Origin of the sequence: Francisella adeliensis, assembly GCF_003290445.1 — a bacterium.
GTDB classification, from domain to species: domain Bacteria; phylum Pseudomonadota; class Gammaproteobacteria; order Francisellales; family Francisellaceae; genus Francisella; species Francisella adeliensis.
In genome coordinates, this window is sequence record NZ_CP021781.1 from 1161633 (window position 1) to 1176443 (window position 14811).

The following is a 14811-nucleotide window of genomic DNA, read 5'->3' on the forward strand; positions in this document are numbered from 1 at the left end:
TTATGTAGATTTTGTTACATATTCTAACATAAATATTTTTCTAATATGATTTATATAAAAATACGCAAATAAAGCGCTAGTATATTGTCCTGCTGCTCAAATAAGTCAGCCTTATCTCTTATATGACTATAACTAAAACCAGCCCAAGCGTCTGCAAAAGGATTATACCTAAATCCAGTATCAATTAAAGCCCTGTAATTAGAGCTAGATTGTTGAATCTGTGAATAACTAACATAAGGGATGAATTCATGGTTATACAGATTTGCAGAATAAGAAAATTGTGATGACCACGAATAAACACTTGAACCATTTTGCAAAAAAACATTATTATTAAAATCAGGAAGAATTGATGTGAAAAAACCTTCCCTCAAGTTAAATGAACCTGAAGCATCTGTAGTCTTATCAACACCTTTATCTGTAAATACAAACTCATTTATAAACTGAATTTTTCTTATATTAAGACCAAAGTTAAAGTCTATCACTCCTATATTATCATTATTATTATTCGTAAATCCCGATACATTAGAGTAACCAGTCCCAGCATACCAATAATCACCATCTTGCTCTAACTCATATGTATATTTTAGATTTGTAGACACTCCTAACTTTGTATTACCATTATAAGCATTTGCTACTTTTAAAAATTTATTTTCTGATGATGATAAAAATGCCACATCTGCATGAATGCCACCTCTATTGTATGAAACATTTACATTTCCACCTGACTGCATAAAATAAAATCTAGTGAGTGTAGGGAAGAAGTTAGTTGTCTCGTCAAAACTCCCAAAATTTACAGTAGACAGCGCAGCGTATGTAAATACTGGAAATTGTCTTAAATCGCCTAGTATAAGGTATACAGCACCGGGGTTCACATTCCAATTATCACCATTAGTATAAGCGTTTAGAGATGCATAGACAGTGGTCCAATTACCTAGTGTACTTAAAAAGTAATACTCCATACTGTAATTGTTTATAGAATTTTGCTTACCCCAAATAGGCAAAGATACACCTGTAGCCCCAAAATATAAGTAATCATCTTTTAATGTACCATCTTGACGAGCTAGCAATTCAAAAAGTGGGTCACCTGTTTGTTTTTGTGTATTTAAAACAGCTTCTGAGAGCAACACAGAATTATCAATACCTTTAAATAATGGCGGCTTTGCATTCTTTAAACCACTATATTTAAGTATAGCTTGACCGATATCATATCTATCTTGCGAAGTTGGCGTTTCATTAATCTGTTCCTCAAGAACATCTTCAGCTGACAATTCTGTTTTATCTACTGGTTTTTTGTCACGGTTTGTAACTTCTAAACTTATATCATCATTAGGTTCAGCAAATCCAATACTACAAAAAACAATTGTAGCTAAAAATAATATATTTATATTTCTCATAGGAGATATTTACCCTGATTGATAAACTTTTAACTTTAGATCTTTATGATGGTTTTATGAGCACATTAAGATATATAAATTTTGTATCATATTTTAGCATAAATATTTTTCTAATATGGTTTATATAAAAATACGCAAATAAAGCGCTAGTATATTGTCCTGCTCACTAAACTCATCTGCCTCACCTTTTACATAAGTATAACTAGCACCAGCCCATGCATCAGCAAAGGCATTATACCTAAGTCCACTTTCTAAGATTGTTGCATAGTTTGTACCTGATTGTTGGACTTGAGAATAACTTACATAAGGTATTAGCTCTCTATTATATAATTGCCCAGAATAAGAGAGCTGAGATGACCAAGAGTAAATTTTAGCATCATTAGTCAAAAAACTAGTATTCTCCAAACTAGGAAGTAACGAAACGAAAAAACTCTCTCTTAGATTAAATGTTGCAGACAAATCTGTTTTTTGTGTGACATTCTTATCAGTAAATACAAATTCATTTATAAACCTGAAATTATTTAAACTAATGCCAAAGTTAAAATCTACAACTCCTATATTATCATTATTTTCATTTGTAAAGCCTGATACATTTGAATAACCAGTACCAGCATACCAATAATCTCCATCTTGCTCTAACTCATAGGTGTACATTAAATTCGCTGATACACCTAACTTGTTATTACCTTTATAAGCGTTTGCTACTTGTAAATACTCATTTCCTGATGATGATAAAAAAGCTATACTTGAATGAAAACCACCTTCATTATACGCAATACTTGCATTACCTCCAGACTGCATAAAAAATGTGCGAGTTAGTGTAGGAATAAAGTTTGTTACTTCATCAAAATTACCAAAATCAACAGTTGTTAAACCTACATAGCTAAATACAGGGAATTTTTTTAAATTACCTATCATTACATATGCATCACTAGGATTCACATTCCATTCACCATCTATTGTAAATGTATTTAAAGCAGCATAAACTGTTGTCCAATCACCTAAAGTACTTAAGAAATAATATTCAAGATTATAGTTATTTATTGAATTAGTCTGTTCTGATGAACTAGGAGTCCAAATTGGCAGAAATGCTGCTGTACCTCCCAAATATAAATAGTTATCCTTTAGCAAGCCATTTTGTCTTGATTGCAACTCAAATATTGGACCTTGAGCAGCACCATCTTGGGTGTTTAAAATAGCTTCTGATAATAATACGCTATTATCAACACCATCAAACAAAGGAGGTTTTGCATTTTTTAAGCCACTAAGCCTTAGCATCGCTTGACCGACATCATACTTATCTTGTGAAATCGGGCTTTCTATTATTTGCTCTTCAAATATATCTTCCGCAGGAAGCTCTGTTCTATCTATAGGATTTTTATCAAGTTTTTCTAAAGTTTGTTGTATATTTATATCATCACTAGATTTAGCAAGCCCAAAACTACAAAAAGCAATTATAGTTAATGATAATACAATTATATTTCTCATTGGAGTTTAACTCTAGCCTCAACTATATTTAAGTTTTTAAAATATTTCACTAAAACCTAGTATTGTCCTAGTAATTAAAGCTTATGTCAACATCATTAATCATATATAATTATTCTAAACTTAAAATAAATCCCACTATCCGTGCTATTACCTATTCATAAAGACACAAAACTTCTTATTTTCGATTGCGATGGTACCATCATAAATAACATGTCTGCTCACATAGAGGCATGGGGGAAAGTATTAACAAAACACAGCCTTGACTTACCACTAAGTGATTTATCTCGTTTTAATGGATTACCAAGTGAATATATTTTAGCTCATCTGTATCCTCATAAGAAAGAAAGTTTTGAAACTATCGCTTATGAACTAAAGGAAACCACATATGGCTTACTTCACAAGAGTGAGCCTATACAGCCAGTAGTTGATTTGATAGAGAAATATAAAGGTAAAATCCCTATGGTTGTAATATCAGGGGGCAAAAGAAAAAATGTTTTGCGTAGTTTGGATATATTAAAAATTACAGATTATTTTGCAGAAATAATAACAGCAGATGATAATCACCCAACAAAAAATACCACAGATGCTTTTACACTTTTAGCAAAAAAATATAAAGTAGAACCAAAGCAATGTCATGTATTCGAAGATGGGGTTACTGGACTTATCAATGCTCTTGAGGCCGGTATGACAGTTACAGATGTTAGAAATATAGAGCTTTAATCTTTTAACCTATTTATTCATCAACTTTTTCTTTAAAGGTGAAAGCACGAAAGATATAGCAGCCACCGCTATGATAGCAATACCTATAGTCAAAAACACTCCTGTATAATCATTCAATGATGATACCAAATTTACAGATCCATCCTGGTTTTTACCTACGGCTATAGCTTGAGCAACTAAACCACCAAGTATAGATGCAAATGCTAAAAACACCCACCATACTCCAACCATAAAACCATTAACACGGCCCGGTGCTAATTTAGAGAACATTGATAGTCCAATAGCTGATATAAATAACTCACCAAGAGATTGAAGAGCATAGCTACCAAATAACCAATATGCTGATATAACCCCATTATGAGCTGTAAACTTAGAAACATATAGCACTATAAATGAAAGACCTATAACTAATAACCCCATTGAAAACTTACTATAAACGCTCATGTCAAACTTAGTATTTGTTGAACGAACATAGTACACCGCTAAAAGTGGACTTAAAACAAATATCCAAAATGGGTTTAATGCCTGAAAAGTTTCTGGGGCTATAGCAAACCCAAATATTGAATGATCTGTATTTTTGATAGTAAAAAGGTTTATTGAAGAAGCCATCTGTATATATGAAATCTTGTAAACCATAGCTTCACACATAAGGATAAGTGCTAACATCATTTTATAAAAATATCCATTTTTCTTATATAAGAAAGCGAGATATATGTATATAAATACACAAGAAATAAAGGTTAAAATAACAATCAGCTTAGCTATAAACAAATATGCTAATAATGTTTTAACTAGATAGATCATTGCGATCACACCGATTAGAACCCAAGCCAGATAAGAATAATTCAACTTCTTATTGCCAGCATGAGTTGAAATATGCTTCATAGTAAATGCAAAGCCAACAAATGTTGCTAATGCAAACATCAATGCTACGGCAATTATTATAAAACTTGATGAATAACCATATGCTCTAGCCACTGAAGGTATAATTAAAGTTCCTAGTAAAGAACCTATATTTATAGCCATATAAAACATTGTAAAAGCATTACTTATTTTACCAGAGTCTTCCGGATCGTAGCATTTTGATAGCAAGCTTGTCGGGTTAGATTTAAAAAGCCCTGTTCCCACACATATAAATGATAAGCCCCATAGTGTTGATTCCCTACCCTCAAAAACTAAAAGTAAATAACCACATAAAAGCACTAGCAATCCTAAGACTATAGTTCTTTTAGCCCCTAATATAGAGTCACCAATATATCCACCAATTACGATAAACGCATACACAAGAGCCGCAAAGGCTGCATAAGTTGCAATTGCTTGGCTTTCAGATAACTGAATACTTCCAAGTTGCAAATATACAACTAAGATAGCGATTAAAGATTGATAACCAAAGCGTTCCCATATTTCAAGCATAAATATAGTGTAAAAAGCTTTTGGTTGATTAAAAAGTTTAATCATTGTTTCTCCAAATGGAATATAAAATAATTTAACAAACTATTAATTTAATTTATAACTGATTAAAAAGCAAGCTGCTTCACTATTAACACTAATAAAACTTATTTATTTTAACTATGAAAACTCATCTAATGTCTTTTTTAAACCATGTAGTAACTGAAACATCTAACTCTCAATCAATATAAGTCCTTCATTTGCTATAATATAATCAAAGCCATTCAAGTCATTATTAATCATGAACAAAAAACTTATAGCCACCCTACTATGTGGCCTTTCATTAGCACAATTTGCCCAAGCGGACATTGTAGATACTACAACTTGGAAAGCAAAAGACATCAAAGAAAATTACAAAAACAAATATTTTTGTAATCCTGCAGTAGCTTCTAGCACTTGTAAAATAAACATACAAAATATGAAAAAACTCTCAGGTGTAGATATCGACAACTTCGGTGATAATAGTATAAAAACTGTAACACTAGATAAAGTTGCTTATAAAACCACAAATTCATTCCCCGCTACAGGTGAAGTTATATCTAAAGTTTCTGGACTTGTAATGCTCCCTGATACTGATAAACCTAAAGGTGTGATTTTATATTACCACCCCACTGCTTTTAGTAACTCAAGCGTACCATCAAGTTTCAAAGATAAAAATATAATGACTATGCTCTTTGATACAGTATATGCTAGAGTTTACGCTTTAAATGGTTATATCGTTGTAGCACCTGATTATATTGGTCATGCTGATGACTATAAAAATTCTCACCCATATGTCTTCTACCCTAAACAAACTGTAAATACTGCCGTTGATTTACTAAATGACTCCTCTGATGTTATTAAGAAAAGGTATTCTCTTGATGATAATCAAAAACTAAGCGTATATTCAGTAGGTTATTCCGAGGGAGGAGCATACTCTATATGGATGGCAAAATGCCTAGAGAATAAATCTAACTGCCCACAAGTTAGTAATCTAGACAATCTATATTCTTACAAAGCAGCATCAGGATTATCAGGTGCCTATGATGTATCTGATACTACGCTAAATTTCATCAAAGATAATAACGATGCAAAAGAGTATAAACTTCATAGCAAACTAGTTACATCAATGCTCAAACCTGCTCTACTTGCAAATGCCTTTATGAGCTACTTACATTATAGCAATACTGATAACGCTCTAAGCTCAAAAGATATTGATAATAGCTTCTACAGTATGGATTGTCCATTAGGTACTCAATTTCTATGTAATGTTAATAATAAAAACTTTAACCTCAAAGATTTATTCAATCAAAAAAAAGTATCTGATGCTAAATTAGTTTCTGCCATCTACTATAGTGCTTTATATAGAAAATATCCAAATCAAAAATCTGCAGCCCACTATATGATTCCTAGTGGCAACAACTCAATGTTCGACTTGTTTAATGAAAAAGTATTCTCAAATTCAGAATTACTACAAACAATGAAAGATGCTGATATTGTAAACTTTGGTAAAGATACCAAGACTCCATTGTTTTTATTTAGTCTAAAAGAAGATTCTGTGGTCACAGCTCTAAACTTCGATAAGTTTATGAGTCAAGCAAATAAAAATGTAAGTAGCTATCAACTAGAAAATTCACAAATAACTACTAGTAGTATCAACTGGGTTCCACTTGTAAAATTTGATATGTCTGATGTAGACCATATAAGTGGTGAGATTTATGCTAATATATTCGCTTATAAATATTTTGATGATTTAAATAAAGAGGCTTCGAAAAAATAATGATACAAGCAATCACTGAAAGAACAGGCATTTTAGTAAACGACAATGGTTTAAAGACCCTAGAAAATACAAATGTATTTATCGCCGGGGCTGGTGGTGTTGGCTCTTTTGTAATAGAAGCCTTAGCTAGATCAGGTATTGGCAAACTAACCATAGTAGATATGGATACTGTAGATTCATCAAACATCAACCGTCAATTAGTAGCACTGCATAGTACTGTCGGTAAGCCAAAAGTTGAAGTAATGAAAGCTAGAATACTTGACATAAATCCCGAGTGCCAAGTAAATGCTCTACAAACATTCATAAACCCTGAAAATACTCACGAATTACTAACTGCTGAGAAATATGACTTTATAGTAGATGCGATAGATACTCTAAATGCAAAAGTTAATCTTGTGAAAGTATCGCATGAGTTAGATTTACCTACTATATCAAGTATGGGAGCTGGAGGCAAAACAGATCCAACTCAAATCAAAGTTACAGACCTTTATAAAACCGATGTTTGCCCTCTCGCAAGAGCTATGCGTACACGACTAAAAAAACAAAGAGTCAAAAAAGGTATACAAGTAGTATACTCAACTGAAAAAGGTATTGCTCCTCTTCCACCAGCTGAACCTATCGAAAATCAACAAGGAAGACCAAGAGCAACAAATGGTACCCTTAGCTATATGCCATCATTATTTGGCTTAACTATTGCAGGTATTGTCATAAAATCTTTGGTAAGTAATAACTTTAATAGATAAAAAAATTCTCATATTATTAAGTGTCAATATTTGGGATAACTATTTACTAAAAAAACTCTTAAAAGAATCTCTAGTTTTACTTAGAGAGTCTTTAGTTTGATTTATATTATCACTTGCACCCTTCGTTTTTGATAATTTGTTACTTGTATATTCATCAACTTTATTATTAACATATTGTTTTGCTTCTGTATCATCTTCATAATTACCGGACAGATTTTTAAATTTGTCTATCCTTACTTTAGTTTGGTTTGACATATCGTTAGTTTGCTTTGCTGAGTTCGATACTTTATCCAAGCCATCGCTTACACTATCAAAAAATGCGAATGAAACAGACGGTATTATAATTGTTACTATCAATAAACTTTTAATAAGTTTATTTTTCATAATATATTCCTTTTTTGTTTACTACACAAATTAACATACCAAATTTTTTAATCATTTTACATTATTTCCCATTACTATTCGGGTACTTATATAAAATAAAATCAAAAAATATAATTCTAGATTCCAATCTCATTCTATAGACATCTTATAGCAACTCAATTACTCTATTTATTATATAAAACTATATATTTAGCAAATTTAGCCATATGAATAGTCGCAAAAAAATAATTTATTTAACATCTATAATACTTACTAGTTTAGCTATAACCAGCTGTTCAGAAGAAACTAAAGTAGACAATAAACTCACTGCTTGTGAAATACTGAACGACCATCCAGGCTGGGCAAAATCACTTAAAAAAGCTGAAGATACTTATAAACTTCCTCCAGCTTTTGCTATGGGCGTTATGTATCAAGAGTCTAGATTCAAAAGTAATGCAAAAGCAGTCGGCTCATCGGCTTATGGCTACGCACAAGCTATCAATAGTACTTGGAAGCATTTTCAAGAAGATGTAAAAGCAAATGCAAGACGCGATAATTTTGATGATAGTGTCCAATTTATGGGGTGGTATATGGCTCAACTAGCAAAAAGTGCAAAACTTAAAATGTCTGAAAGTGAGAACTTATATATGGCATACATGCTAGGTGCTACTGGGTTTAAGCGTTATAAAGCAGGAACTTTCAAAAATAAAGCTAAGATTGTAGAAGATAAAAAGTTAGCAAAAAAAGTTAAAAACTTTACTTCGCTTTATAAATCGCAACTTAAAAAATGTAAAATTTAGAAACTAAGGTAAGAGTATGAAACTTAAAAAAATAATTACTATAGCTTTTGGAATTGCAATGATTATTCCTTCTATAGGATTTAGTGAAGACTATAAACAAATGTTAAAGCAAGCCCAAAACCAATATTCTGATCAACAGCCAAGCTCTTCTGAGAACTCACTTATGAGCGAGTATGAACAACAAGATCAACCTCAAAAACAATCAGATCAACAGGCTAACAATGTTTTCAAAAAAGATCAACACCAACAGTATTAATATTACAAATCAAAATCTATAAGCTAAAGTAGTCATTACTTTTGACTGTAATTTCATTACAAGCTTAACAGGTGCAGGAAGCTTTTTTCCGCCAGCTTTTTCGGCTTCTATAGCATGTTCCTCTTCATCGCTGCGCATTTGGGTTAATATAGCTCTTGAGCGATTATCATGCGTAGGTAACTCATCTAAATGGCTATCAAGATGCTTCATTACTTGTTTTTCTGTTTCAACCACAAAACCATAGCTTAAACTATCACTTATTGAACCAGCAGTTGCACCAATACCATATGATGCCCAATACCAAAACGGATTAAGTAAGCTAGGGGCTGCATCTAGCTCTCTTAATCTTTCACCACACCATGACAAATGATCATACTCCTCATCTGCAGCATGATATAAATGTGCTTTTGTTTGAGCTGACTTTGCTACACTTGCTTGCCCTCGATATAAACCTTGAGCACATATTTCGCCAGTATAATCCACACGCATCAAACCTACCACATGTTTTTTCTCGCTACTTGAAAGCTGAGTATCTTTAATCCCTTCGCTTGGGGATTTTCTGTTAGGTATGTGTGTTGCTTTTGTAAATTTTGAATAAGTATTTAATTCTTCTACAACTCGATCTAAAAAAGATAATCTTCTCATTTAATCACCTCTAATTTTAATAAAATGCATATAATGAATTTATTGCTACTACCGCAAATACTAAGTTTAAAACCAAAAACACCCAACCAATTGAGTATCCATCTTTGATAGAAAAACAAGCATATATAGCAAGAAACAAACCACAAATAACCATAGGTTCATTCATACCTAAAGCAATTCCTAAGCATAAGGCAATTAACCCAACAAATGCACACGCATTTGAAAAAAGCAGCTTATTTTTAAAAAAATAGCCTAATGCAAATATTGTTACCAATAATATAAAAGCTATTATAATATAGTTTTGATCAATCTCAAAAAATGTCATCACGGCAGTTATCCAAGCAATACTCTGTGAACCGATAAAAAACACCTCACCCTGAATAACTGCTGAAATAAGCAATATAAATGTTGCCAATAAAATAAAAAGGTTTTTATTATCAATATTGGTTTCTACTAAACCAAACATAAATACTATTAAACCAACTACTCCTAAGCAAAAACCAATATTATTTATATATTTTTTTAGCATAAAATTACTATCTCATATAAAGTTATTACATATTTATTATACTACACTGCCATAAAATATTAATTTAGTAATTTAGTATTTTGATATGTTATAATCAACTCGAATTTATTCATTTCCCGTAGCATATAAAAGGAGTTTTAAAATGGCTAGAAAAAAAATAGTGCTTATTGGTGCTGGTAATATTGGTGGTACTTTAGCTCACTTAGCTTTAATTAAGCAATTAGGTGATGTACTTCTTTTTGATGTCGCAGAAGGCATGCCTCAAGGTAAAGCTTTAGACCTATCTCAAACTTGCCCTATTGAAGGTGTTGATTTTAAAGTTAGAGGTTCAAATGATTATAAAGATCTAGAAAACTCTGATGTAGTTATAGTAACAGCTGGTGTTGCCAGAAAACCAGGTATGTCTCGTGATGATCTTTTAGGAATCAATATCAAAGTAATGCAAGCTGTGGGTGAAGGTATCAAGCATAACTGCCCTAATGCTTTTGTGATTTGTATTACCAACCCTCTAGATATTATGGTTAATATGCTTCAAAAATTCTCTGACATCCCTGACAATAAAATTGTAGGTATGGCTGGAGTTCTTGATTCTGCTAGATTTAGAACTTTCTTAGCTGATGAACTAAACGTATCTGTTCAACAAGTACAAGCTTATGTAATGGGTGGTCATGGCGACACTATGGTACCTCTTACAAAAATGTCAAATATTGCTGGCGTTTCTCTTGAACAACTAGTTAAAGAAGGCCGCATTACTCAAGAAAGATTGGATTCTATAGTAGCTAGAACTAGAAGTGGTGGTGGTGAAATCGTAGCACTACTTAAAACAGGTTCAGCATACTACGCCCCTGCTGCTGCTGGTATTCAAATGGCAGAAAGTTTCTTAAAAGATAAAAAAATGGTTTTACCATGTGCTGCTAAAGTAAAAGCTGGGTCTTATGGCTTAGATGAAGACCTTTTTGTTGGTGTTCCAACTGAAATTTCAGCGAATGGCGTCAGACCTTTAGAAGTTGAAATTTCTGATCTTGAAAGAAAACAACTTCAAGTTTCTATTGATGCTGTAAAAGAGCTAAACATAGCAGCTGCAGAAATTTTATCAAACTAATTTTTCATTAAATTTCTCAATCCACAATTCTTAAATCCTTATATAATCTATATCTTAAAACACAACTTATAAAGTCAAGAAATATATTTGTTTTTTTAGTATTCTATATTCGAAAAAAGTTGATAAAATTCTAATATAGAAAACTGACTATACTAATTTAGTATAGTTTGAATTAAAAACACTCTAATAGGGTTTTATCATGAGTAAAGAAAATTATCTGGGTATCAATATAAATACTTCAAAAGATAGCGAGCTATCACAGCAAGCCCAACAACTACTAACTAACTATTACTGTTTAGAAAATGAGCCAACTCCGCAACATGCTTTTGCTCGGGCTGCTGTTGCTTATAGCTTTGGCGACATGAACCTAGCTCAGCGTATTTATGATGCTGCATCAAACGGCTGGTTTATGTTTGCCTCTCCAGTACTTTCAAATGCTCCTTTACCAGGTGCTAAGGTTAAATCACTACCTATTAGTTGTTTTTTATCTTTTGTTCCAGATTCTTTAGATGGTTTGATTGAGCACTCATCAGAACTTAGATGGTTATCGGTAAAAGGTGGAGGTGTTGGTGGTCATTGGTCAACAGTAAGAGCCGTTTCAGATAAAGCTCCTGGCCCTATTCCATTTATACATACTGTAGATGCAGATATGGTAGCCTACAGACAAGGAAAAACTCGTAAAGGCTCTTATGCCGCTTATATGGATGTATCTCACCCAGATATAATTGAATTCTTAAATATGCGTGTTCCAACTGGCGATGTAAATAGAAAATGTTTAAACCTGCATCATGCTGTGAACCTTACAGATGATTTTATGCAAGCTGTTGCTAATAATGAAGATTGGAAACTTATTGACCCTAATGATAAATCTGCAAGAGACTCTATTAATGCCCGTAAACTATGGGAAATAATCCTGGAAACACGCTACCGTACAGGTGAACCATATTTAAACTTTATTGATACTGCAAATAGAGCTCTTCCTAAATCTCAAAAAGATTTAGGCTTATCAATTAAAGGATCTAACCTGTGTAATGAAATTCATTTAGCTACAGATGAAAATAGAACAGCAGTTTGCTGCCTTTCATCTGTAAATATTGAAAAATATGATGAGTGGAAAGATACTACACTTATCAAAGACTTAATTAGATTTTTGGATAATGTTCTTCAATTCTTTATTGATCATGCTGGTGATGAAATATCTAAAGCAAGATATAGTGCATCGAGAGAAAGAAGTTTAGGGCTTGGAGCTATGGGCTTCCATTCATATCTACAACTTCACAGAGTAGCTATGGAATCTCAAAAAGCTAAAGAAATTAATGAAGAAATTTTTAAACGCATTAAAGATCAAGCGGTAGAAGAAACTTTAGCCTTGGGCAAAGAAAAAGGTGAAGCTCCTGATATGGCTGGAACTGGTCGCAGAAATGCTCATTTACTTGCTATTGCACCAAATGCCAATAGCTCACTTATACTCAACACTTCTCCAAGTATTGAACCTTGGAAAGCAAATGCCTTTACATCTCGTACTAGAGTAGGCTCGCATCTTAACAAAAATAAATACCTTGAACAAGAGTTAGATAAAGTAGAAAGAAATACAGAGGAAGTATGGTCCGAGATCATCACTAATGGTGGCTCTGTGCAAGGATTTGATTTTTTAAGTGATGAAATAAAGTCAGTATTCAAAACAGCAATAGAAATGGATCAAGACTGGTTGGTATATCTTGGTGGCGAGCGTCAAAAATATCTTTGCCAGGGACAATCTTTAAACATATTTTTCCCAGCGGGTGCATCACGTGAGTATTTACACAAAGCTCACTTTAATGCATGGAAATATGGCTGTAAAGGTTTATACTATCTAAGAACAGAAACTTCAAATAGAGCTGAAAATATTTCCAAAAAAGTTGAGAAAGAAAGGCTTGTTGAGTTTTCAGAATTAAAACAATCAGATAATGAGTGTATAGCTTGCGAGGGTTAATATGAAAATTGAAATTTTTACACGAGATGGCTGCCCTTTTTGTGATATGGCAGTTGATATGTTTAAGCAGAATGGTATCGAATTTAAAGAGACTGTCCTAAATGATCCTATCAAAAGGCAAGAGTTTTATGATCAGATGAACCAAGATAAAAGAATTCAATCCAATGTTAGAACTGTACCTCAAATATTTATTGATGATGAGCATATCGGTGGGTTCTCTGATCTAAGTAAAAGATCAAATGAATTTTTTAAATAATTTATAGGCTTAAAAATGGAAGTAAAAATATACACAAAATCAAACTGCCCTTTCTGTGATCTTGCAAAAAGCTGGTTTGGCGCTAATGACATTCCTTTTACTCAGATTTCTTTAGATGATGATGTAAAAAGATTTAAATTTTACGAGCAAGTAAATAGCAATATATTGCTAAGTGAAGAACATGTAAAAACTGTTCCTCAAATATTTGTGGGAGAGGTTCATATTGGTGGTTATGATAATCTCATGGCTCGAGCTGGTGAGGTTATTAATCGAGTTAAAGGCTCATCATTAACTACTGCTTCAAAAACTTATAAACCTTTTTGTTATCCATGGGCTGTTGACCTAACGGTTAAGCATGAAAAAGCTCACTGGATAGAAGATGAAATTGATCTTTCTGAAGATGTTACTGACTGGAAAAATGGCAAAATAACAAAGGTTGAAAAAGAGTATATTACAAATATTTTGCGCCTTTTCACCCAGTCTGATGTAGCTGTTGGGCAAAACTATTATGAACAATTTATTCCTGCTTTTAAAAATAATGAAGTACGCAATATGCTTGGTTCATTTGCTGCTCGTGAAGGTATTCATCAAAGAGCTTACGCCCTTTTGAATGACACTCTTGGACTCCCTGATTCAGAGTATCACGCTTTCTTAGAGTATAAAGCTATGACTGATAAGATCGAATTTATGATGGATGCTGATCCTTCGACTCGTCGAGGCTTAGGGCTATGCTTAGCTAAAACTGTATTTAATGAAGGTGTTGCATTATTTGCATCATTTGCCATGCTTCTTAACTTCCAACGTTTCGGCAAAATGAAAGGTATGGGTAAAGTTGTTGAATGGTCTATTCGTGATGAATCGATGCATGTTGAAGGTAATGCTGCTCTGTTTAGAATTTACTGTCAGGAAAATCCTTATGTAGTTGATAATGAATTTAAGAAAGAAATCTACATGATGGCTACAAAAGCTGTCGAACTTGAAGATATTTTCATTGACTTAGCTTATGAAATGGGGACTATCGAAGGCTTAAAGTCTGAAGAAGTAAAAGAATATATTCGCCATATTACAGATAGAAGACTAAATCAGCTTGGCCTAAATGAAATATATAATATCGAGAAAAACCCTCTAATCTGGTTAGAATGGGTATTAAACGGTGCAGACCATACTAATTTCTTTGAAAATCGTGTTACAGAATACGAAGTTGCTGGCCTCACTGGTAACTGGGATAACGCTTATAACTAAATCTTTAATGTTACATAAGAGTTTTTAACTTTTTTGTAGAAAAATAGTTTGATTTAACAAATCTAAGTTGTAAACTGAAATAGTTAAACTATA

General features: G+C 32.7%; 15 protein-coding genes. 9 read left to right on the forward strand and 6 right to left on the reverse strand.

All coding sequences use genetic code 11. The features are described from left to right. Positions 1-50 precede the first annotated feature (50 nt). Together CDH04_RS05625 and CDH04_RS05630 are read right to left on the reverse strand one after the other, a co-directional pair. The gene (locus CDH04_RS05625) at positions 51-1394 is read right to left on the reverse strand and encodes a hypothetical protein (RefSeq protein WP_112870099.1); all 1344 of its coding nucleotides are present in this window, start codon (positions 1392-1394) and stop codon (positions 51-53) included. Between the two features lie 120 nt (positions 1395-1514). Further along, complete coding sequence (locus CDH04_RS05630) at positions 1515-2882, reverse strand: hypothetical protein (RefSeq protein ID WP_112870100.1); 1368 nt, start codon at positions 2880-2882, stop codon at positions 1515-1517. A gap of 141 nt (positions 2883-3023) precedes the next feature. Here CDH04_RS05630 and CDH04_RS05635 point away from each other — a divergent pair, with 141 nt between their 5' ends. Continuing rightward, positions 3024-3602 (forward strand): HAD family hydrolase, encoded by a 579-nt coding sequence (locus tag CDH04_RS05635; protein ID WP_112870101.1) that lies wholly within the window; start codon positions 3024-3026, stop codon positions 3600-3602. A gap of 9 nt (positions 3603-3611) precedes the next feature. Here CDH04_RS05635 and CDH04_RS05640 read toward each other — a convergent pair whose 3' ends face one another. Further along, positions 3612-5060: a peptide MFS transporter gene (locus CDH04_RS05640; protein WP_112870102.1), complete on the reverse strand. Its 1449-nt coding sequence runs from the start codon at positions 5058-5060 to the stop codon at positions 3612-3614. Positions 5061-5292: 232 nt separating this feature from the next. On the opposite strand from CDH04_RS05640, the gene CDH04_RS05645 reads away from it, so the two are divergent. Together CDH04_RS05645 and CDH04_RS05650 are read left to right on the forward strand one after the other, a co-directional pair. Next, the gene (locus CDH04_RS05645) at positions 5293-6810 is read left to right on the forward strand and encodes an alpha/beta hydrolase family protein (protein WP_112870103.1); all 1518 of its coding nucleotides are present in this window, start codon (positions 5293-5295) and stop codon (positions 6808-6810) included. Beyond that, positions 6810-7553, forward strand: coding sequence for a tRNA threonylcarbamoyladenosine dehydratase (locus tag CDH04_RS05650; RefSeq protein ID WP_112870104.1), 744 nt, complete (start codon positions 6810-6812; stop codon positions 7551-7553). The genes CDH04_RS05645 and CDH04_RS05650 overlap by 1 nt, the downstream gene beginning before the upstream one ends. Before the next feature lie 39 nt (positions 7554-7592). Here CDH04_RS05650 and CDH04_RS05655 read toward each other — a convergent pair whose 3' ends face one another. Further along, a complete protein-coding gene (locus CDH04_RS05655; protein ID WP_112870105.1) occupies positions 7593-7937 on the reverse strand; it encodes a hypothetical protein in 345 nt (114 codons plus the stop codon). A gap of 206 nt (positions 7938-8143) precedes the next feature. On the opposite strand from CDH04_RS05655, the gene CDH04_RS05660 reads away from it, so the two are divergent. Together CDH04_RS05660 and CDH04_RS05665 are read left to right on the forward strand one after the other, a co-directional pair. Next, positions 8144-8716, forward strand: coding sequence for a transglycosylase SLT domain-containing protein (locus CDH04_RS05660; protein WP_112870106.1), 573 nt, complete (start codon positions 8144-8146; stop codon positions 8714-8716). A gap of 16 nt (positions 8717-8732) precedes the next feature. Then, positions 8733-8972: a hypothetical protein gene (locus CDH04_RS05665; protein ID WP_112870107.1), complete on the forward strand. Its 240-nt coding sequence runs from the start codon at positions 8733-8735 to the stop codon at positions 8970-8972. 9 nt (positions 8973-8981) lie between these two features. Here the strand turns inward: CDH04_RS05665 and coq7 are convergent, their stop codons facing one another. Together coq7 and CDH04_RS05675 are read right to left on the reverse strand one after the other, a co-directional pair. Continuing rightward, positions 8982-9617 carry a 2-polyprenyl-3-methyl-6-methoxy-1,4-benzoquinone monooxygenase gene (gene coq7, locus CDH04_RS05670; protein WP_112870108.1) on the reverse strand — a complete coding sequence of 212 codons (636 nt, stop codon included), beginning with the start codon at positions 9615-9617 and terminating at the stop codon, positions 8982-8984. A gap of 16 nt (positions 9618-9633) precedes the next feature. Then, a complete protein-coding gene (locus CDH04_RS05675; RefSeq protein WP_112870109.1) occupies positions 9634-10146 on the reverse strand; it encodes an MFS transporter in 513 nt (170 codons plus the stop codon). 142 nt (positions 10147-10288) lie between these two features. On the opposite strand from CDH04_RS05675, the gene mdh reads away from it, so the two are divergent. The 4 genes from mdh (at position 10289) to CDH04_RS05695 (ending at position 14718) form a co-directional block, all read left to right on the forward strand. After that, entirely contained in the window at positions 10289-11248 is a 960-nt protein-coding gene (mdh, locus tag CDH04_RS05680) for a malate dehydrogenase (RefSeq protein WP_112870110.1), read from the forward strand. A gap of 199 nt (positions 11249-11447) precedes the next feature. Then, entirely contained in the window at positions 11448-13220 is a 1773-nt protein-coding gene (locus CDH04_RS05685) for a ribonucleoside-diphosphate reductase subunit alpha (RefSeq protein WP_112870111.1), read from the forward strand. Between the two features lies 1 nt (position 13221). Further along, positions 13222-13476: a glutaredoxin domain-containing protein gene (locus tag CDH04_RS05690; RefSeq protein ID WP_112870112.1), complete on the forward strand. Its 255-nt coding sequence runs from the start codon at positions 13222-13224 to the stop codon at positions 13474-13476. A 15-nt stretch (positions 13477-13491) separates the two neighbouring features. Then, a complete protein-coding gene (locus CDH04_RS05695) occupies positions 13492-14718 on the forward strand; it encodes a ribonucleotide-diphosphate reductase subunit beta (protein WP_112870113.1) in 1227 nt (408 codons plus the stop codon). The last annotated feature ends 93 nt before the right edge of the window (positions 14719-14811 follow it).